Raw genomic sequence first — 18,927 nt, 5'->3', positions numbered from 1 at the left:
CGCCGTAGCAACCCTGTTGCGAACCCGGGAGCCCATGTGATTCGCCGATCGTTTCTGATGCTGGCCTGCGCCACGCTCACGCTGTCCGCCTGCGGTTTTCAACTGCGCGGCCAGCAGGACTTCGCGTTCAAGCGCCTCGCGATCGTCGGCGCGCCGCCGCCGGTCTCCGCCCGGATCACGCGGATGGTCGAGGGCGGCAGCGACTCGGTGGTCGTCAATTCGACGACCAATGCCGACGCGGTGCTGCACGTGTCCGAAGGGCGCGGCCTCAGCACGCTGACGCTGAACTCGCTCGGCGTCGTGCAGGAATATCAGGTCAACTATTCGCTGACGTTCACGCTGCTCGGCGCGGACGGCCGCGTGCTGCTCGGGCTGAGCCGGATCGACCTGAACCGCGCGATGACGTATAGCGACCAGTTCTCGCAGGCGAAGGTCGCCGAATCCGACCTGCTGTTCGCGGACATGCAGAACGACGCGGTCGATCAACTGCTGCGCCGCCTCGCGGTCGTGCGCACGCTGACGCCGGCGCCGGGCCAGGAAGTGCCGGGCATCGCGCCGCGCGCGCCGCTGCCGCCGCCACCGCTGTGAGCGCCGCCTCGTTCGCCGCGCCTTCCGCTTTTTTAATCTGAACCGTCCGCCATGCAACTGCGACTCGACGCACTCGAACCGCATCTCGCGAAGGGGCTCACCGGCCTGTACGTCGTGTACGGCGACGAGCACCTGCTCGCGCAGGAGGCGTGCGACCGCATCCGCGCGGCCGCGCGCGACGCGGGTTTCACGGACCGCTCGGTGTTCACCGTCGAGCGCGGTTTCGACTGGAGCACGCTGCTCGGCGCGAGCCAGTCGATGTCGCTGTTCGGCGACCGCCAGCTGGTCGAATTGCGGATTCCGACCGGCAAGCCCGGCAAGGAAGGCGCGGATGCGCTGAAGACGCTCGCGGCGGCCGCGAATCCGGATGTGCTGACGCTCGTCACGCTGCCGCGCCTCGATGCGGCGACGCAGAAGTCCGCATGGTTCAGCGCGCTCGCGGATGCCGGCGTCGCGCTGAAGGTCGATCCGGTCGAGCGCGCGCAACTGCCGAACTGGATCGGCCAGCGGCTCGCGCAGCAGGGGCAGCGCGTCGCGCCGGGCGACGACGGCCGGCGGGCGTTGCAGTTCATCGCGGAGCGCGTCGAAGGCAACCTGCTCGCCGCGCATCAGGAGATCCAGAAGCTCGGGCTGCTGTATCCGCAGGGCGTGCTGAGCTTCGAGCAGATCCACGACGCGGTGCTGAACGTCGCGCGCTACGACGTGTTCAAGCTGAACGAGGCGATGCTGGCGGGCGACGTCGGCCGGCTCGCGCGGATGCTCGACGGCCTGCGCGGCGAGGGCGAGGCGACGGTGCTCGTGCTGTGGGCGCTCGTCGAGGAAGTGCGCACGCTGCTGCGGGTGAAACGCGGCGTCGCGGCGGGCAAGCCGCTCGCGATGCTGCTGCGCGAGAACCGCGTGTGGGGGCCGCGCGAACGGCTGATCGGGCCGGCGCTGTCGCGCGTCAGCGAGGGCGCGCTGGAGCAGGCGCTCGCGATCGCCGCGCGGCTCGACCGCCAGGTGAAGGGGCTGACGGGGCTGAGCGGCCACGCGCGCGGCGACTGGCGCAACGCGCTGCCGCCCGACGCGTGGGACGGCCTGTTCGAACTGGCGATGACCGTCGCCGCGCCACGCGGCGCGGGGGCGGCCGCCGCGCCGGCGCGACCGTCGCGCGGCGCGGCTCCGGCGGCCCCGGCTGGCCGGCCAGCCGGTTATCCGCCGCCACGCGGCGCCGCGCCAGCGCCGGGACGCCGGCCGGGCTGACGGTTAACCGCTAACCGCCGGGATACGTTGAGCGGACCGCTGCACGAAACACGGCCCGCGCCGGCTCCGGCCAGGTTTCGAAGCACCGCCGGCGCATCCCGACCGACGCAAACCCTCGACGTCCCCGCCGGTCCGGCGCGGGCAATTCCGGGGCGCTGGACTTACAATCGACGCTGACCCCCATCCCGCATTCCCGGCCGGGCGCGTCGCATCAACGCATCAACACGGAACACCATGGATATCGACCAGTACATGACCGATCTCGGCCGCCGCGCCCGCCAGGCTTCGCGCGCGATGGCGAGGGCGTCCACCGCCGCGAAAAACGCGGCGCTCGAAGCGGTCGCGCAGGCGATCGAGCGCGACGTCGCGAAGCTGAAGGACGCGAACGCGCGCGACCTCGCGCGCGCGAAGGAGAAGGGCCATGACGCAGCGTTCATCGATCGCCTGACGCTGTCCGACAAGGCGCTGAAGACGATGGTCGAAGGCCTGCGCCAGGTCGCGGCGCTGCCGGACCCGATCGGCGAGATCAGCAACCTCAAGTACCGGCCGAGCGGCATTCAGGTGGGCCAGATGCGCGTGCCGCTCGGCGTGATCGGCATCATCTACGAGTCGCGCCCGAACGTGACGATCGACGCGGCCGCGCTGTGCCTGAAGTCCGGCAACGCGACGATCCTGCGCGGCGGCTCCGAGGCGCTCGAATGCAACACCGCGCTCGCGCAGTTGATCGGCGAGGGGCTTGCGGCCACTGGGCTGCCGCAGGACGCGGTGCAGGTGGTCGCGACGTCGGACCGCGCGGCGGTCGGCAAGCTGATCACGATGACCGGCTACGTGGACGTGATCGTGCCGCGCGGCGGCAAGAGCCTGATCGAGCGGCTGATGGCCGAGGCGCGCGTGCCGATGATCAAGCACCTCGACGGCATCTGCCACGTGTACGTGGACGACCGCGCGGATCTCGCGAAGGCGCTGACCGTCTGCGACAACGCGAAGACGCATCGCTACGGCACCTGCAACACGATGGAGACGCTGCTCGTCGCGCGCGGGATCGCGGCCGACGTGCTGCCGCCGCTCGGCCGGCTGTATCGCGGCAAGGAGGTCGAGCTGCGCGTCGACGCGGCCGCGCGCGCGATTCTCGCGGACGCGGGCGTCGGCCCGCTCGTCGACGCGACCGACGAGGACTGGCGCACCGAATACCTCGCGCCGGTGCTCGCGATCAAGGTGGTCGACACGCTCGACGCGGCGATCGACCACATCAACACGTACGGCTCCGCGCATACCGACGCGATCGTCACCGAGGACCACGACCGCGCGATGCGTTTCCTGCGCGAAGTGGATTCGGCGAGCGTGATGGTGAACGCGTCGACGCGCTTCGCGGACGGCTTCGAGTTCGGCCTCGGCGCGGAGATCGGCATTTCGAACGACAAGCTGCACGCGCGCGGGCCGGTCGGGCTCGAAGGGCTCACGTCGCTGAAGTACGTCGTGCTCGGGCACGGCGAAGGGCGGCAGTAACCGGCATGCGCGCCGGCGCGGGCCGCCCTCGTGCGGTTCGCGCCCGCGCCGGTACGTCTCCCGCGCGGCGAGCGCCGGCCGCGGCCCCGCCGAATTTTGAAAACTCCCCCATCACACGCTGTCGAGGATCATCGATGCTCTGGGTAAAGACGTTTCACATCGTTCTGATCGCATCCTGGTTTGCCGGCCTGTTCTATCTGCCGCGCATCTTCGTGAATCTGGCGATGGAGACCGAACCCGCGGCGGTGAACCGTCTGCTCGTGATGGCGCGCAAGCTGTACCGCTTCATGACGCTGATCGCGGTGCCGGCGCTGCTGTGCGGGATCTGGTTGTGGCTCGTCGTCGGCATCGGGCGCGGGCAGGGCTGGATTCACGCGAAGCTCGGCGTCGTCGTGCTGCTGGTCGCGTATCACGCGTATTGCGGCCGCCTGCTCGCGACGTTCGAGCGCGGCGAGAACCGCCGCTCCGACAAGTGGTATCGGATGTTCAACGAACTGCCGGTGCTCGGGATGCTCGCGGCCGTCGCGCTCGCGGTGATCAAGCCGTTCTGATTTTTCTGCTTCGGCGGGCAGGCGCGCCGTCAAGGGGACCGCGCCGCGGACGCGCTCCGTCCTGCAAGCTGGTATTCGTGTCCCGTAACTCGCGCAGCCTGTAGCCGCACCCGCACCCGCACCCGCACCCGCACCCGCACCCGCACCCGCACCCGCACCCGCACCCGCACCCGCACCCGCACCCGCACCCGCACCCGCATCACGCCGGCGGATCGAGCCGCCGCCGCGAGATCAGTTCCTTCGCGTCCGCGAGCTTTTCCGCCAGTTCCGGCCCGCGCTTCAGCGCGACCCCGACCGCCAGGATGTCGCCGATCGCGAGATGCGAGGTGCGCGACGTCATCGGCGAGAACACGTCCGTATCCTCGTCCACGTTCGCATGCAGTCCGACCGTCGCGAGCCGCGCGAGCGGCGACGTGCCGTGCGTGATCGCGATCACCTTCGCGCCGCCCGCGAGCGCCGCGCGCGCCGCATCGACGACGTCTCGCGTGCGTCCGGTGTTCGAGATCGCGACGACCACGTCGCCGGGGCCGAGCAGCGCGGCCGACATCAAAAACGTGTGCGGGTCCGAATACGCGACGCTCGGCATCCCGAGCCGGAAGAACTTGTGCTGGATGTCCTGCGCGGCGATGCCCGAGCCGCCCGCGCCGTAGAACTCGATCCGCGACGCGTTCGCGAGCAGGCCGATCGCGTCGGCCACCGCGTCGTTCGACAGGTTGTTGCGCACCTGCAGCAGCGCGCCGATGGTCCGGTCGAGCACCTTCGCGGCGACGCCCGGCACCGGCTCGTCCGGCCCGACGTCGCGGTAGACGGACACGGCCGGCAGGTCCGCCGCGACCGCCTGCGCAAGCCGGATCTTGAACTCGCGGAAACCCGAGAAGCCGAGCGCGTGGCAGAAGCGCGCGATCGTCGGCTGGCTCACGCCGGTGCGCGCGGCGACCTCGGTCATCGACAGGTCCAGCACCTCGCGCGGCGCGTCGACGACGTAGTCGGCGAGCTTGCGCTCTGACGGGCGCAACTGCTCGCGCATCGCTTTCACCTGGGACAGCAGCATCAACGAACTCGCACTATGCTGGAAGATCCGTGGACTATAGCGGATTCGCGGAAATGTACAAAAACTACAGATGCGGGGTGCGAGAGGCGACCGGCGGGGTCGGGCTCGGAGCCGAAACGTCTTTGCAGTAAGCGTAGAAAGCAAACGACGGCAGTGCGGTTTCGAGGGCTGGTCGGGATTGCGGCGATGTAGTTTTTCTACTAACATCGCGCAATCGCCGGGCAGGCGCGTCGGATGCGCGCCCAGGCGACCCTGTCGCCGAGACGAGACAAGAACGGAAGGAGATTCGATGGGTTCCCCGCATTCGGAGTTGATGAAGGTCACGCGGCGCGTGATCGAGCGCAGCAGGCCGACGCGCGAAGCGTATCTCGCGCGCATCGCCGCCGCGCAGGACCGCTTCCCGGCGCGCGGCGCGCTGTCCTGCGCGAACCTCGCGCACGGCTTCGCCGGCCTCGAAGGCCGCGACAAGCTTGTAATCAAGGCGATTCGCGAGCCGAACATCGGCATCGTGTCGTCGTACAACGAGATGTTGTCCGCGCACGCGCCGTATAAGGATTTCCCCGACATCATCAAGAAGGCGGCCCGCGAGAACGGTGGCGTCGCGCAGTTCGCGGGCGGCGTGCCGGCGATGTGCGACGGCGTCACGCAGGGCAATGCGGGCATGGAGCTGTCGCTGTTCTCGCGCGAGGTGATCGCGATGAGCACCGCGATCGCCCTCACGCACAACATGTTCGACGCCGCGCTGTGCCTCGGCATCTGCGACAAGATCGTGCCGGGCCTGTTGATCGGCGCGTTGCAGTTCGGCCATCTGCCGACGATCTTCGTGCCGGCCGGACCGATGACGAGCGGCCTGTCGAACGACGACAAGGCGAAGGTGCGTCAGCAGTTCGCGACCGGCCAGTGCGGCCGCGACGCGCTGCTCGAAGCCGAGGCGCAGGCGTACCACGGCCACGGCACCTGCACGTTCTACGGCACCGCGAACAGCAACCAGATGCTGATGGAAGTGATGGGCCTGCATCTGCCGGGCTCCGCGTTCATCCATCCGCATACGCCGCTGCGCGACGAACTGACCGCCGCCGCCGCGCGCCGCGTGCTCGACCTCACCGTCGAGCGCGGCCAGTACACGCCGGTCGGCCACGTGGTCGACGAGAAGGCCGTCGTGAACGGCATCGTCGCGCTGCTCGCGACCGGCGGCTCGACCAATCACACGCTGCACCTCGTCGCGATCGCGCGCGCGGCCGGCATCGTGATCGACTGGGACGACTTCGACGCGCTGTCGCAGGCGGTGCCGCTGCTCGCGCGCGTGTACCCGAACGGCAAGGCGGACGTGAACCACTTCCACGCGGCGGGCGGCATCGCGTTCCTCGTGCGCAACCTGCTCGACGGCGGCCTGCTGCATGAAGACGTGAAGACCGTCGCGGGCGAGGGTCTGCGCCACTACACCGAAGAGCCGAAGCTGCTCGACGGCAAGCTCGCGTGGGTGCCGGGCGTCGAGGTGAGCCAGGACGCGGCGGTGCTGCGCCCGCTCGCGGAGCCGTTCCAGCCGGACGGCGGGCTGCGGCTGATGCAGGGCCGCCTCGGACGCGGCGTGATCAAGGTGTCGGCGGTCGCGCCGGAGCGCCGCCAGGTGCGCGCGCCCGCGATCGTGTTCGACTCGCAGGAAGCGGTGCAGGAAGCGTTCGATCGCGGCGAGTTGAAGCGCGACTTCGTGGCGGTCGTGCGCTTCCAGGGCGCGCGCGCGAACGGGATGCCGGAACTGCACCGGCTGACGCCGCTGCTCGGCGTGCTGCAGGACGAAGGGTTCCACGTCGCGCTCGTCACCGACGGGCGGATGTCGGGCGCGTCGGGCAAGGTGCCGGCGGTGATCCACGTGTCGCCGGAGACGCTGCTGCACGGCCCGATCGGCAAGGTGCGCGACGGCGACGTGATCGTGATCGACGCGGTGGCCGGCGTGCTCGACGTCGAGATCGACGACGGCGAATGGGAACGGCGTCCGGTCGCGCAGCCCGCGCACCAGGCGGGCAACGAAGTCGGCTTCGGCCGCGAACTGTTCGGCGTGTTCCGCGCGGCCGCCGCGCCGGCGGAACTGGGCGCATCGGTGTTCGGGCCGCTCGTCGGCGAGGCGCCGCAAGGCGCGCTCGCGCGCCACGAAACACAACATCAAGGAGCATGAACATGGCAAAACTCACGGTGGCCGGCATTCCGGTGGCCGACATCGTCCGCCTCGGCCCGGTGATTCCGGTGCTCGCATTCGACTCGGCCGAGCAGGGCGAGAACGTGTCGCGTGCGCTGCACGCGGGCGGCGTGAAGGTGCTCGAAATCACGCTGCGCACCGAAGCCGGACTCGAAGCGATCGAGCGCGCAGCGCAGATCGCGCCGGACATCGTCGTCGGCGTCGGCACGATCACGCGGCCCGAGCAATGCGCGCTCGCGAAGAAGGCCGGCGCGCAGTTCGGCGTGTCGCCGGGCCTGACGAAAGAAATGCACGCGGCGGCGGTCGAAGCCGGCCTGCCGCTGCTGCCGGGCGTGATGACGCCGACCGACATCATCACCGCGCTGGAACTCGGTTACGAGATCGTGAAGTTCTTCCCCGCGCAGCCGGCCGGCGGCGTGCCGATGCTGCAGGCGTTCCACGGCCCGTTCCCGGCGCTGAAGTTCTGCCCGACCGGCGGCATCACCCCGGAGAGCGCGTCGACGTTCCTCGCGCTGCCGAACGTGGTCTGCGTCGGCGGCTCGTGGCTCACGCCGAAGGCAGCGGTCGCGTCGCAGAACTGGGCGGAGATCACGCGCCTCGCGCGCGCCGCGAGCGAGCTGTCGCGCCCGGTGCGCTGACCGGCGAGCTGCCTGGCGCGAGCCGTGGCCGGTCGGCCGCGCGTGATGCGTGATGGATGATGCGGGCGCCTCGGCGCCCGCTTTTCGCAGGTGCGTCGCCGTGGGGCTGCTGCGGGTTCGCCGCCGGTCCCGTCTGAGGCCGGGCCTCCCGTTTGCTCGCATCCGCGTGCCGGCCGCGACCCGTCCCGCGTGCGGGAACGTGCCGCGCCTCGCGGCGATCGAGGTGCGGAGCGCGCCGTGCACGCCGCGCCGAATTCGGCTATAACCACGAAGCCCGCCCGCCGCTACGCGGCGCGCAGCCGTCCGCACGTCCGTGCCCGCGCATCGGTTTGGCCATCAATCACAACACAGTATCGAGAGAGGAGCTTCATGGGAGCTGTCCACGGCAGCACGCTGCTGGTTTTCGCGGTGATCGCGATCGCCGCGCTGATCCTGCTGATTACGCGCTACAAGGTCTATCCGTTTCTTGTCCTGATCGTCGTGTCGCTGCTGCTCGGCCTCGCGGTCGGCATGCCGATGGACCAGATCGTCAAGTCGTTCGAGACCGGCAACGGCAACACGCTCGGCCACATCGCGATCGTCGTCGGCCTCGGCACGATGCTCGGCAAGATGATGGCGGAGTCGGGCGGCGCGGAACGCATCGCGACGACGCTGATCGGCTGGTTCGGCGAAAAGAACATTCACTGGGCGATGATGTTCGTCGCGGTGATCGTCGGCCTGCCGGTGTTCTTCGAAGTCGGTTTCGTGCTGCTGATTCCGATCGCGTTCAACGTCGCGAAGCGCACCGGCAAGTCGCTGCTGCTCGTCGGCATGCCGATGGTCGCGGGGCTGTCCGTCGTGCACGGGCTGATTCCGCCGCACCCGGCCGCGCTGCTCGCGGTGCAGGCGTATCACGCGGACATCGGCCGCACGATCGCCTACGGGCTGCTGGTCGGCATTCCGACCGCGATCGTCGCCGGCCCGCTGTTCGCGCTGCTGATCAATCGCTACATCAAGCTGCCGGAAACGAATCCGCTCGCCGAGCAGTTCATTTCGGGCAGCCAGTCGGGCAACGGCGGCGCCGACCCGGGTGCAAAGCGCGAACTGCCGGGCTTCGGCGTCACGCTGTTCACGATCCTGCTGCCGGTGATCCTGATGCTGATCGGCAGTTGGGCCGACCTCGTGTTCGCGCCGAAGACGCTGCCGAACAACCTGCTGCACTTCATCGGCACGTCGGACGTCGCGCTGCTGATCGCGGTGTTCGTCAGCTTCTGGACCTTCGGCGCGCAGCGCGGCTTCAATCGCGAGCAGATCCAGAAGTTCTGCGGCGACTGTCTCGCGCCGATCGCCGGCATCACGCTGATCGTCGGCGCGGGCGGCGGTTTCGGCCGCGTGCTGATGGACAGCGGCATCTCTCACCAGATCGTCGGGCTCGCGCAGTCCGAACAACTGTCGCCGCTGCTGCTCGGCTGGCTCGTCGCCGCGATGATCCGCCTCGCGACCGGCTCCGCGACGGTCGCGATGACGACCGCGTGCGGGATCGTCGCGCCGATCGCCTCGGCGAGCGCGGCGACGGTGAAGCCGGAACTGCTCGTGCTCGCGACGGGCTCGGGCTCGCTGATCTTCTCGCACGTGAACGACGGCGGCTTCTGGCTGATCAAGGAATACTTCGGGATGACCGTCGGTCAGACCTTCAAGACGTGGTCGTTGTGCGAGACCATCATTTCGCTGCTGGGCCTGGGGTTGACCTTTGCGCTCGCGGCCGTGCTGTAAGGAGCAGTAGATGATTCTGATTGCGATGGGCGTGTCGGGCGCGGGCAAGACGCGCATCGGCGAATTGCTGGCGGAACGCCTGGGGTGCGCGTTCACCGACGGCGACGCGTTCCACAGCGACGCGAACAAGGAAAAGATGCACCGCGGGATTCCGCTCACCGACGACGACCGCTGGCCGTGGCTCAAGACGATCCGCGCGGCGATCGAGGAGAAGCAGCGCAATCACGAGACGGCGGTGTTCACGTGTTCGTCGCTGAAGCGCTCGTACCGCGACGTGCTGCGCGGCACCGACCGCGACGTGTGCTTCGTGTACCTGAAGGGCACGTTCGACGTGCTGAAGGAGCGGCTCGCGACGCGCACCGGTCACTTCTTCGATCCGTCGCTGCTGCGGAGCCAGCTGGACACGCTCGAAGAGCCGGGTTCGGACGAGGCGGTCGTGGTCAGCATCGAACTGACGCCGGAGCAGATCGTCGACGACGCGCTGCGGCAGGTGAAGGCGCGGAATCTGGCCTGATCCGGCATGGGCCGGGCGCGGTTCGGTCCGCGCCCGGCGGGCGGACATCGCAGCGGGCCGTAAACGCAAAAGGCGCTCCACGAGGAGCGCCTTTTTTCACACCGGGACCGGGACGATTAAGCGATCCGCTTCGCCAGTTCCGCCGCCAGGCCGACATACGACGCCGGCGTCATCGCGAGCAGGCGCGCTTTCGCGTCGTCCGGAATCGCGAGGCCGGCGACGAACGTCTGCAGCGCGTCGCGCGTGATGCCCTTGCCGCGGGTCAGTTCCTTCAACTGCTCGTACGGGTTCTCGATGCCGTAGCGGCGCATCACCGTCTGCACCGGCTCCGCGAGCACTTCCCACGTCGCGTCGAGGTCTTCGTTCAGGCGCTGCGGGTTCACTTCGAGCTTGTCGATACCGCGGATCAGCGCGTCGTACGCGAGCAGCGCGTAGCCGAACGCGACGCCGATATTGCGCAGCACCGTCGAGTCGGTCAGGTCGCGCTGCCAGCGCGACACCGGCAGCTTGTCCGCGAGGTGGCGCAGCGTCGCGTTCGCGAGGCCGAGGTTGCCTTCCGAGTTCTCGAAGTCGATCGGATTCACCTTGTGCGGCATCGTCGACGAACCGATCTCGCCCGCCTTGGTCCGCTGCTTGAAGTAGCCGAGCGAGATGTAGCCCCACACGTCGCGGTCCAGGTCGAGCAGGATCGTGTTCGCGCGCGCGAGAGCGTCGAACAGTTCGGCCATGTAGTCGTGCGGCTCGATCTGGATCGTGTACGGGTTGAACGTGAGCTTCAGTCGCTCTTCGACGACCTTCTTCGAGAACGCTTCCCAGTCGAACTCCGGATACGCCGACAGGTGCGCGTTGAAGTTGCCGACCGCGCCGTTCATCTTGCCGAGCAGTTCGACCTTCTCGATGCGCGTGATCGCGCGCGCGAGACGCGCGGCGACGTTCGCGATTTCCTTGCCGAGCGTGGTCGGGCTCGCGGGCTGGCCGTGCGTGCGCGACAGCATCGGCTGGTCGGCCTGCGCGTGCGCGAGCGCGACGAGCCGCTGGTGCACCGAACGCAGCGCCGGCAGGATCACGTGCTCGCGCGCGCCGGCGAGCATCAGGCCGTGCGACGTGTTGTTGATGTCCTCGGACGTGCACGCGAAGTGGATGAACTCGCTCGCGCGCTCCAGTTCCGGCTGGCCCTTCACCGACTCCTTCAGCCAGTATTCGACCGCCTTCACGTCGTGGTTCGTCACGCGCTCGATTTCCTTGATGCGCGCGGCGTCGTGCGCGGTGAAGTTCTCGGCGAGCTTCAGCAGGAACTGCTCGGACGCTTCGGAAAAGCGCGGCACCTCGGCGAAGCCGGCCTGCGACAGCGCGATCAGCCAGTGGATCTCGACCGTCACGCGATGGCGCATGAACGCGGCTTCGGACAGCCAGTCGCGCAGGGCTTCGGTTTTCGACGCATAACGGCCGTCGAGCGGGGAGAGCGCGGTCAGCGCGAACAGGGTATCGGGACGGGTGTCGGACATGATGGGGACGTAACGTGCGAGGTTACGGTCAGTCGGATTGGAGACGGCGGGAACCCGGCATTTTATCACTTCGCCCGCAGCGGACCGGCGAGGCGGCGGGACTGGCCGGTCCGGCTTGCCGCCGCTGCGGGCGAGGCGGCGGCGAACGGGCAGCCGGCGGTCTGCGCGGGCAACGTCCGTCCGTCGCCCGCGGCGGCCGGCGGCGCGGCCTAGAATGCGGACTTCACGTTCACGACCGACCGGACCCGCATGGAACTCAAATGGCTGGAAGATTTCGTCTCGCTGGCGGAAACCCACAGCTTCAGCCGCTCCGCCGAACTGCGGCACGTCACGCAGCCGGCGTTTTCGCGCCGCATCCAGGCGCTCGAAGCGTGGCTCGGCACTGAACTGATCGACCGTTCGGTGTACCCCACCCGGCTGACCGCCGCCGGCCAGGTGTTCTACGAGCAGGCGCTCGCGATGCTGTCGCAGTTCCACGAGGCGCGCACGCTGCTGCGCGGACACACGGCGACGCCTGCCGCGACGATCGAGTTCGCGGTGCCGCACACGCTGTCGCTGACGTTTTTCCCGCGCTGGCTCCAGCAGATCGAGGCGAAGCTCGGCCGCGTCTCCACGCGTCTGCGCGCGCTGAACGTGCACGACGCGGTGCTGTCGCTGGTCGAGGGGGGCTGTGATCTGGTGATGGGTTATCACCATCCGAGCCATCCGGTCACGCTCGATCCCGCGCGTTACGACACGCTGACGCTCGGCGCCGAATCGATCAGCCCGTATTCGGCGCCGGCCCGCGCGGGCCGCGCGCGCTACGCGCTGCCGGGGCAGCCGGACGCGCCGACGCCGTATCTGTCGTACACGCCGAACGCGTATCTCGGCCGGATGACCGAGGTGATCGTCGCGAACGCGCCGACGCGCCTCTATCTAAACCGCGTGTATGAAACCGACATGGCCGAAGGGCTGAAGGCGATGGCGCTCGCCGGACACGGGATCGCGTTCCTGCCGCACAGCGCCGTGGAGGACGCGGTGGCGGACGGCAGCCTGATCCGCCTCGACCGCGCGACGCGCGGCGCGCGCGAAGGCCAGTTCACGCTCGCGATGGAGATCCGCCTGTATCGCGACAAGCTCGCCGCGCAAGGCGACGATCCGCACAAGGCGCTGGTCCGCGAGGTGTGGGACGCGGCCGGCGCGCTGGCCCATGCCGCGCGCGGTGACAGCGAACGCGCAGGCCGGCCCGCGAAGCAGTAATCTGCATCACGCACGACCGGACGGCGGGTGCGCCGAAAACGTTTCCGCCGGTTTGCGAAACGTTTCGTCGAGGAGCATCGTTTGCTGCAACACCCCGAGGGCGGCCCGCGACAGGATTTTTCGGTTTCACGAACGTTATGCGTCAAACGCATAACGAGATGATCAAACGGCATTGGATTTCGCGCGGGCGTTTTTTGACAATGGCACCACCCGTTTGACGCTGGAGCGTACATGTCATCCCAACCGCAGTCTGCATCGTCGTCGTTGTCCATTCCGTCGTACCTGCATGCCGACGATCTCGGCCCGTGGGGCAACTATCTTCGTCAGGTCGATCGCGTCGCGCCGTATCTCGGGCCGCTGTCGCGCTGGCTCGAAACGCTGAAGCGGCCGAAGCGCATCCTGATCGTCGACGTGCCGATCGAACTCGACAACGGCACGGTCGCGCACTTCGAAGGGTATCGCGTGCAGCACAACGTATCGCGCGGTCCCGGCAAGGGCGGCGTGCGTTATCACCAGGACGTCACGCTGTCCGAAGTGATGGCGCTGTCCGCGTGGATGTCGGTGAAGAACGCGGCGGTGAACGTGCCGTACGGCGGCGCGAAGGGCGGCATCCGCGTCGATCCGCGCGCGCTGTCGCGCGGCGAGCTGGAGCGCGTGACGCGCCGCTACACGAGCGAAATCGGCATCATCATCGGGCCGAACACCGACATTCCCGCGCCGGACGTGAACACGAACGAGCAGGTGATGGCGTGGATGATGGACACCTACTCGATGAACCAGGGGCAGACGGCCACCGGCGTCGTGACCGGCAAGCCGATCGCGCTCGGCGGCTCGCTCGGCCGCCGCGAGGCGACCGGCCGGGGCGTGTTCGTCGTCGGCTGCGAGGCCGCGCGGCGCACGGGCCTCGCGATCGAAGGCTCGCGGATCGCGGTGCAGGGTTTCGGCAACGTCGGCGGGATCGCCGCGCGGCTGTTCCAGGAGGCGGGCGCGAAAGTCGTCGCCGCGCAGGACCATACCGGCTCGCTGTACAAGTCGACCGGCATCGACGTGCCGGCGCTGCTCGAACACGTGCAGAAGACCGGCGGCGTCGCGGGTTTTGCCGGCGCGGACACGCTCGCGAACGAAGAGTTCTGGACGATCGAGACGGACATCCTGATCCCGGCCGCGCTCGAAAACCAGATCACCGAGAAGAACGCGGAGAAGATCCGCACGAAGATCATCGTCGAAGGCGCGAACGGCCCGACCACCACGGCGGCCGACGACATCCTGCACGACAAGGGCGTGCTCGTGATCCCGGACGTGGTCGCGAACGCGGGCGGCGTCACGGTTTCGTACTTCGAGTGGGTGCAGGATTTTTCGAGCTTCTTCTGGACCGAGCACGAGATCAACGAGCGGCTCGAACGCGTGATGCGCGAGGCGTTCACCGCGGTGTGGCAGGTCGCGAGCGAGCAGCAGGTGTCGATGCGGACCGCCGCGTTCATCGTCGCGTGCAAGCGGATCCTGATGGCGCGCGAACTGCGCGGTCTGTACCCCTGATCCGTCGCGGCGCCCGGACGGAACGGGGTTGCGCCCGAGTGTTTCGCAGCGCGTCGCGCCGCGCCCTGGGCGCTTGATTTTTCGCAATAAAACGGACGGCCCGAGCGCGGCGCCGTCCGTTTTGTTACATCCGGACGACCCGCCGGCGCGCGCATGGGCCGGAACGTCGGATCGAGGCGACAACGGGGCTCGTCCTTATTCTTTCAGAAAAATTACTTTGCTAAACTGGCGGCGATTCTTGCCAAGGAGATCACAGATGAAAATCAAAAAGGCCGCGGTCGTACTTGCCGCACTCGGTATGGTCGCCACGGGCGCATACGCTCAGGATTCGGGCACGCTCAAGAAGATCAAGGATACCGGCGTCATCTCGCTCGGCCACCGCGAGTCGTCGATTCCGTTTTCGTACTACGACGACAAGCAGAACGTGATCGGTTATTCGCAGGACTACGCGCTGAAGATCGTCGAGGCGGTCAAGCAGAAGCTGAACATGCCGAACCTGAAGGTGAAGCTGACGCCGGTCACGTCGCAGAACCGCATTCCGCTCGTGCAGAACGGCACCGTCGACATCGAGTGCGGCTCGACGACGAACAACCTCGAACGCCAGCAACAGGCCGCGTTCACGAACACGATCTTCATCATCGGCACGCGCCTGATGACGAAGAAGGATTCCGGCATCAAGGACTTCGCCGACCTGAAGGGCAAGACCGTCGTGACGACGGCGGGCACGACGTCCGAGCGCCTGCTGCGCAAGATGAACCAGGACAAGAACATGGGCATGAACATCATCAGCGCGAAGGATCACGGCGAGTCGTTCCTGACGCTGTCGACTGGCCGCGCGGTCGCGTTCATGATGGACGACGCGCTGCTCGCGGGCGAGCGCGCGAAGTCGAGCAACCCCGGCGACTTCGTGATCGTCGGCACGCCGCAGTCGCGCGAGGCGTACGGCTGCATGATGCGCAAGAACGACCCCGAGTTCAAGAAGGTCGCGGACGACGCGATCGCGAAGGTGCAGACGTCGAGCGAAGGCGAGCAGATCTACAAGAAGTGGTTCGAGTCGCCGATTCCTCCGAAGGGGCTGAACCTGAACTTCCCGATGAGCGACGACATGCGGACGCTGTTCAAGAACCCGAACGACAAGGCCATCGACTGACCGGCGCTGCCGCGACAGTCCTGTTGAACGGAACGGAAGAAGCCCTGCTTCTTCCGTTCTTTTTGTTGGAGTCTTTGTCATGTCCTATCACTGGAACTGGGGCATCCTGCTGTCCCCGGTATCGACCGGCGAGCCGACCACGTACCTGGGGTGGCTGCTGTCCGGACTGTGGGTGACGGTCACGGTGTCGCTTGCCGCGTGGGTGATCGCGCTCGTCGTCGGCTCGTTCTTCGGCGTGCTGCGCACCGCGCCGAACAAATGGCTGTCGGGCGCCGGCACCGTCTATGTCGCGATCTTCCGGAACATTCCGCTGATCGTGCAGTTCTTCGTCTGGTATCTCGTGATTCCCGAACTGCTGCCGGCGTCGCTCGGCACGTGGTTCAAGCAGTTGCCGCCGAACGCGCAGTTCTTCTCGTCGTCGATCGTCTGCCTCGGGTTATTCACCGGCGCGCGCGTGTGCGAGCAGGTGCGCTCCGGCATCAACGCGCTGCCGCGCGGCCAGCGCGCGGCGGGCCTCGCGGTCGGCTTGACGCAGTGGCAGACGTACCGCTACGTGCTGCTGCCGGTCGCGTACCGGATCATCGTGCCGCCGCTCACGTCCGAGTTCCTGAACATCTTCAAGAACTCGGCGGTCGCATCGACGATCGGCCTGCTCGACCTGTCCGCGCAGGCGCGGCAACTGGTCGACTACACCGCGCAGACGTATGAGTCGTTCATCGCGGTGACCGTCGCGTACATGCTGATCAACCTGGTCGTGATGAGCCTGATGCGCTGGGTCGAAGCGAAGACCCGGCTGCCCGGCTATATCGGAGGCAAGTGATGCATCATTTCGACTGGAGCGGCATTCCGGGCGCGCTGCCGACGCTGTGGACCGGCGCGATCGTCACGTTCAAGATCACCGTCATCGCGATCGTGGTCGGCATCCTGTGGGGCACGCTGCTCGCGCTGATGCGGCTGTCGGGCGTCAAGCCGCTCGAATGGTTCTCGAAGGCGTACGTGACGGTGTTCCGCTCGATCCCGCTGGTGATGGTCCTGCTGTGGTTCTTCCTGATCGTGCCGCAGGTGCTGCAAAGCGTGCTGAGCCTGTCGCCGGACATCGACATCCGGCTTGCGTCCGCGATGGTCGCGTTCTCGCTGTTCGAGGCCGCGTATTACTCGGAGATCATCCGCGCGGGCATCCAGGCGGTGCCGCGCGGCCAGGTGAACGCGTCGTTCGCGCTCGGCATGCGCTATGGCCAGGCGATGCGCTACATCGTGCTGCCGCAGGCGTTCCGCGCGATGGTGCCGCTGCTGCTCACGCAGGCGATCGTGCTGTTCCAGGACACGTCGCTCGTGTACGTGATCAGCCTCGCGGACTTCTTCCGCACCGCGACGAATATCGGCGACCGCGACGGCACGACGGTCGAAATGGTACTGTTCGCCGGTGCGTGCTATTTCGTGATTTGCGTGGCCGCGTCGAGCCTCGTGAAAGGTCTTCAGAAAAAGGTCGCTAGATGATTTCGATTAAGAACGTTTCCAAGTGGTACGGTCACTTTCAGGTGCTGACCGACTGCACGACGGAAGTGAAGAAGGGTGAGGTGGTCGTCGTGTGCGGGCCGTCCGGCTCGGGCAAGTCCACGCTGATCAAGACCGTCAACGGACTGGAGCCGTTCCAGCAGGGCGAGATTCTCGTGAACGGCCAGTCCGTCGGCGATAAAAAGACCAACCTGTCGAAACTGCGCTCGAAGGTCGGGATGGTGTTCCAGCACTTCGAGCTGTTCCCGCACCTGTCGATCACCGAGAATCTGACGCTCGCGCAGGTGAAGGTGCTCGGCCGCTCGAAGGACGAGGCGGCCGCGAAGGGGCTGAAGCTGCTCGACCGCGTCGGCTTGCGCGCGCATGCGGACAAGTTTCCGGGGCAACTGTCCGGCGGCCAGCAGCAGCGCGTCGCGATTGCGCGCGCGCTGTCGATGGACCCGATCGCGATGCTGTTCGACGAACCGACGTCGGCGCTTGATCCGGAGATGATCAACGAGGTGCTCGACGTGATGGTCGAACTCGCGCAGGAAGGGATGACGATGATGTGCGTGACGCACGAAATGGGCTTCGCGAAGAAGGTCGCCCATCGCGTGATCTTCATGGACAAGGGGTTGATCGTCGAGGACGACCAGAAGGAAGCGTTTTTTGCGAACCCGAAGTCGGATCGCGCGAAAGACTTTCTGGCGAAGATCCTGCACTGACAGCTCGCGGATTCCCGGCAGCGCGGCTGCGACGCCGTGACTTCAGCGCCGAAGAAAAAGCCGCGCGGACATCGCTGCCCGCGCGGCTTTTTTCGTTGCGCCACCGCGTTGTTGCCGCGACGCGCGCGAAGGGGGAACGAAGCGGCGTTACTCGCCCCAGGTCTGAAGCTCGGCGCCTTCGGCATCCTCGAAGCCGGGCACGCCGGCCGGCACCGGCTGCGGCGCCGAAGCGGACGCGTCCGTCGACGGATTGCGCAGCTTGTCGAGTACCTTCTGCGGCACCGGCACGTTCGTCTGCGCGATCACCTCGCCGTGCTGGAACATCAGCAGGTCGCCGGGCGCGAAGCGCGTCCAGACCTCGTTGTCGGTCAGCGGCTGCGTCGCGATCACCGCGACGCGGTCTTCCGGCGTCGTGTATTTCGCGAAGTCGATCGACAGGTCGGCGTCCACCAGATGCGCGGTCGAGAACGGCCAGCGGCGCACGAGGTAATACAGGTGCGTCGAGCAATGCGCGAACAGCGCCTGGCCGTTCGACATCAGGAAGTTGAACACGCCGAACTGCGTGATCTCGCGCGTGAGCGCTTCCAGCGCGGAGAACAGTTCGTCGAGCGGCGGCTGCGAGCCGGGGAACGCCTTGCGCAACCCTTGCAGCAGCATGCAGAACGCGAGTTCGCTGTCGGTCGTGCCGACCGGCTGATAGACGCCGGACATCACCGGATGGAAGTCCTGCAGGTCGCCGTTGTGGGCGAAGATCCAGTGGCGGCCCCACAGCTCGCGCAGGAACGGGTGGCAGTTTTCGAGCAGGATATGCCCTTGCGTCGCCTTGCGGATGTGCGCGATCGTGTTGCGCGACTTGATCGGATAACGCTTGACCATTTCCGCGAGCGGCGAGCGCGCCGACGCCTGATGGTCGATGAACAGGCGGCAGGCCTTGTCCTCGAAGAACGCGATGCCCCAGCCGTCAGCGTGATGGTCGGTGACGCCGCCGCGCGCCGCGAAGCCGGTGAAGGAGAACGTGACGTCCGTCGGCGCGGCGCAGTTCATTCCGAGAAGCTGGCACATGGTGGTGCTTGAGGGGGCGAGGCTTACCGGTGAGCCGGTACAATGGCGATTGCCAAGCATAGCACCGCGCCTCGCGCGGCCAATATGAAATTTGTCGGATGCTTTCCATCCGGCGTCGTGTAGCGTCCATCGGCGCGCATTTTCGCCCTCGCGTGTCGCGCGGGCGCCACGCCGTGATGT

At 67.5% G+C, this 18,927-nt stretch carries 17 protein-coding genes; 14 read left to right on the top strand and 3 right to left on the bottom strand.

Features of this window, described 5'->3' with window-relative positions; translation table 11 throughout:
* Positions 1–36: 36 nt before the first annotated feature.
* From BLV92_RS15460 to BLV92_RS15445, 4 genes are all read left to right on the top strand, one after another.
* Positions 37–588: an LPS-assembly lipoprotein LptE gene (locus tag BLV92_RS15460; RefSeq protein WP_090546309.1), complete on the top strand. Its 552-nt coding sequence runs from the start codon at positions 37–39 to the stop codon at positions 586–588.
* 51 nt (positions 589–639) lie between these two features.
* Positions 640–1,830 (top strand): DNA polymerase III subunit delta, encoded by a 1,191-nt coding sequence (gene holA / locus BLV92_RS15455; RefSeq protein ID WP_090546306.1) that lies wholly within the window; start codon positions 640–642, stop codon positions 1,828–1,830.
* A gap of 234 nt (positions 1,831–2,064) precedes the next feature.
* Positions 2,065–3,336, top strand: a complete 1,272-nt coding sequence (locus BLV92_RS15450) for a glutamate-5-semialdehyde dehydrogenase (RefSeq protein ID WP_090546304.1) — start codon at positions 2,065–2,067, stop codon at positions 3,334–3,336.
* 134 nt (positions 3,337–3,470) lie between these two features.
* Positions 3,471–3,887, top strand: coding sequence for a CopD family protein (locus BLV92_RS15445; RefSeq protein WP_090546302.1), 417 nt, complete (start codon positions 3,471–3,473; stop codon positions 3,885–3,887).
* A gap of 199 nt (positions 3,888–4,086) precedes the next feature.
* Here BLV92_RS15445 and BLV92_RS15440 read toward each other — a convergent pair whose 3' ends face one another.
* Positions 4,087–4,938 carry a MurR/RpiR family transcriptional regulator gene (locus BLV92_RS15440; protein WP_090546300.1) on the bottom strand — a complete coding sequence of 284 codons (852 nt, stop codon included), beginning with the start codon at positions 4,936–4,938 and terminating at the stop codon, positions 4,087–4,089.
* Between the two features lie 289 nt (positions 4,939–5,227).
* Between BLV92_RS15440 and edd the strand changes: the two genes are divergently transcribed.
* The 4 genes from edd (at position 5,228) to BLV92_RS15420 (ending at position 10,036) form a co-directional block, all read left to right on the top strand.
* Positions 5,228–7,111: a phosphogluconate dehydratase gene (gene edd, locus BLV92_RS15435; protein ID WP_090546298.1), complete on the top strand. Its 1,884-nt coding sequence runs from the start codon at positions 5,228–5,230 to the stop codon at positions 7,109–7,111.
* A 2-nt stretch (positions 7,112–7,113) separates the two neighbouring features.
* Positions 7,114–7,770, top strand: a complete 657-nt coding sequence (gene eda / locus BLV92_RS15430; RefSeq protein WP_090546296.1) for a bifunctional 4-hydroxy-2-oxoglutarate aldolase/2-dehydro-3-deoxy-phosphogluconate aldolase — start codon at positions 7,114–7,116, stop codon at positions 7,768–7,770.
* 369 nt (positions 7,771–8,139) lie between these two features.
* Positions 8,140–9,522 carry a GntT/GntP/DsdX family permease gene (locus BLV92_RS15425; protein ID WP_090546294.1) on the top strand — a complete coding sequence of 461 codons (1,383 nt, stop codon included), beginning with the start codon at positions 8,140–8,142 and terminating at the stop codon, positions 9,520–9,522.
* A 10-nt stretch (positions 9,523–9,532) separates the two neighbouring features.
* On the top strand, positions 9,533–10,036 hold the full coding sequence (locus BLV92_RS15420) for a gluconokinase (RefSeq protein ID WP_090546292.1): 504 nt from the start codon (positions 9,533–9,535) through the stop codon (positions 10,034–10,036).
* A 116-nt stretch (positions 10,037–10,152) separates the two neighbouring features.
* Here BLV92_RS15420 and purB read toward each other — a convergent pair whose 3' ends face one another.
* Positions 10,153–11,541: an adenylosuccinate lyase gene (gene purB / locus BLV92_RS15415; RefSeq protein WP_090546290.1), complete on the bottom strand. Its 1,389-nt coding sequence runs from the start codon at positions 11,539–11,541 to the stop codon at positions 10,153–10,155.
* A 249-nt stretch (positions 11,542–11,790) separates the two neighbouring features.
* Between purB and BLV92_RS15410 the strand changes: the two genes are divergently transcribed.
* The 6 genes from BLV92_RS15410 to BLV92_RS15385 all read left to right on the top strand — a co-directional run bounded on the left by BLV92_RS15410 (position 11,791) and on the right by BLV92_RS15385 (position 17,685).
* Positions 11,791–12,780 carry a LysR family transcriptional regulator gene (locus BLV92_RS15410; RefSeq protein ID WP_090546288.1) on the top strand — a complete coding sequence of 330 codons (990 nt, stop codon included), beginning with the start codon at positions 11,791–11,793 and terminating at the stop codon, positions 12,778–12,780.
* 231 nt (positions 12,781–13,011) lie between these two features.
* On the top strand, positions 13,012–14,316 hold the full coding sequence (locus BLV92_RS15405; protein ID WP_090546285.1) for a Glu/Leu/Phe/Val family dehydrogenase: 1,305 nt from the start codon (positions 13,012–13,014) through the stop codon (positions 14,314–14,316).
* Positions 14,317–14,572: 256 nt separating this feature from the next.
* Entirely contained in the window at positions 14,573–15,466 is an 894-nt protein-coding gene (locus tag BLV92_RS15400) for a glutamate/aspartate ABC transporter substrate-binding protein (protein WP_090546283.1), read from the top strand.
* Positions 15,467–15,545: 79 nt separating this feature from the next.
* Entirely contained in the window at positions 15,546–16,286 is a 741-nt protein-coding gene (locus BLV92_RS15395; RefSeq protein ID WP_090546281.1) for an amino acid ABC transporter permease, read from the top strand.
* On the top strand, positions 16,286–16,963 hold the full coding sequence (gltK, locus tag BLV92_RS15390; RefSeq protein ID WP_090546279.1) for a glutamate/aspartate ABC transporter permease GltK: 678 nt from the start codon (positions 16,286–16,288) through the stop codon (positions 16,961–16,963). Before BLV92_RS15395 ends, gltK begins: the two co-directional genes overlap by 1 nt.
* On the top strand, positions 16,960–17,685 hold the full coding sequence (locus tag BLV92_RS15385) for an amino acid ABC transporter ATP-binding protein (protein WP_090546277.1): 726 nt from the start codon (positions 16,960–16,962) through the stop codon (positions 17,683–17,685). Before gltK ends, BLV92_RS15385 begins: the two co-directional genes overlap by 4 nt.
* A gap of 147 nt (positions 17,686–17,832) precedes the next feature.
* Here BLV92_RS15385 and BLV92_RS15380 read toward each other — a convergent pair whose 3' ends face one another.
* Positions 17,833–18,747, bottom strand: a complete 915-nt coding sequence (locus BLV92_RS15380) for a class II glutamine amidotransferase (protein ID WP_090546276.1) — start codon at positions 18,745–18,747, stop codon at positions 17,833–17,835.
* Positions 18,748–18,927 lie beyond the last annotated feature (180 nt).

It is taken from the genome of Paraburkholderia caballeronis (genome assembly GCF_900104845.1).
Classification (GTDB): Bacteria; Pseudomonadota; Gammaproteobacteria; order Burkholderiales; family Burkholderiaceae; genus Paraburkholderia; species Paraburkholderia caballeronis.
The sequence above is the reverse complement of the archived record's forward strand: the minus strand, read 5'-3'. Positions and strand labels throughout refer to the sequence as shown.

Bases quoted from the DNA above. Each gene is read 5' to 3' on its own strand.
- holA (WP_090546306.1), top strand. From the start codon at position 640: ATGCAACTGCGACTCGACGCACTCGAACCGCATCTCGCGAAGGGGCTC.
- BLV92_RS15450 (WP_090546304.1), top strand. From the start codon at position 2,065: ATGGATATCGACCAGTACATGACCGATCTCGGCCGCCGCGCCCGCCAG.
- BLV92_RS15445 (WP_090546302.1), top strand. From the start codon at position 3,471: ATGCTCTGGGTAAAGACGTTTCACATCGTTCTGATCGCATCCTGGTTT.
- BLV92_RS15440 (WP_090546300.1), bottom strand. From the start codon at position 4,938: ATGCTGCTGTCCCAGGTGAAAGCGATGCGCGAGCAGTTGCGCCCGTCA.
- edd (WP_090546298.1), top strand. From the start codon at position 5,228: ATGGGTTCCCCGCATTCGGAGTTGATGAAGGTCACGCGGCGCGTGATC.
- eda (WP_090546296.1), top strand. From the start codon at position 7,114: ATGGCAAAACTCACGGTGGCCGGCATTCCGGTGGCCGACATCGTCCGC.
- BLV92_RS15425 (WP_090546294.1), top strand. From the start codon at position 8,140: ATGGGAGCTGTCCACGGCAGCACGCTGCTGGTTTTCGCGGTGATCGCG.
- BLV92_RS15420 (WP_090546292.1), top strand. From the start codon at position 9,533: ATGATTCTGATTGCGATGGGCGTGTCGGGCGCGGGCAAGACGCGCATC.
- purB (WP_090546290.1), bottom strand. From the start codon at position 11,541: ATGTCCGACACCCGTCCCGATACCCTGTTCGCGCTGACCGCGCTCTCC.
- BLV92_RS15410 (WP_090546288.1), top strand. From the start codon at position 11,791: ATGGAACTCAAATGGCTGGAAGATTTCGTCTCGCTGGCGGAAACCCAC.
- BLV92_RS15405 (WP_090546285.1), top strand. From the start codon at position 13,012: ATGTCATCCCAACCGCAGTCTGCATCGTCGTCGTTGTCCATTCCGTCG.
- BLV92_RS15400 (WP_090546283.1), top strand. From the start codon at position 14,573: ATGAAAATCAAAAAGGCCGCGGTCGTACTTGCCGCACTCGGTATGGTC.
- BLV92_RS15395 (WP_090546281.1), top strand. From the start codon at position 15,546: ATGTCCTATCACTGGAACTGGGGCATCCTGCTGTCCCCGGTATCGACC.
- gltK (WP_090546279.1), top strand. From the start codon at position 16,286: ATGCATCATTTCGACTGGAGCGGCATTCCGGGCGCGCTGCCGACGCTG.
- BLV92_RS15385 (WP_090546277.1), top strand. From the start codon at position 16,960: ATGATTTCGATTAAGAACGTTTCCAAGTGGTACGGTCACTTTCAGGTG.
- BLV92_RS15380 (WP_090546276.1), bottom strand. From the start codon at position 18,747: ATGTGCCAGCTTCTCGGAATGAACTGCGCCGCGCCGACGGACGTCACG.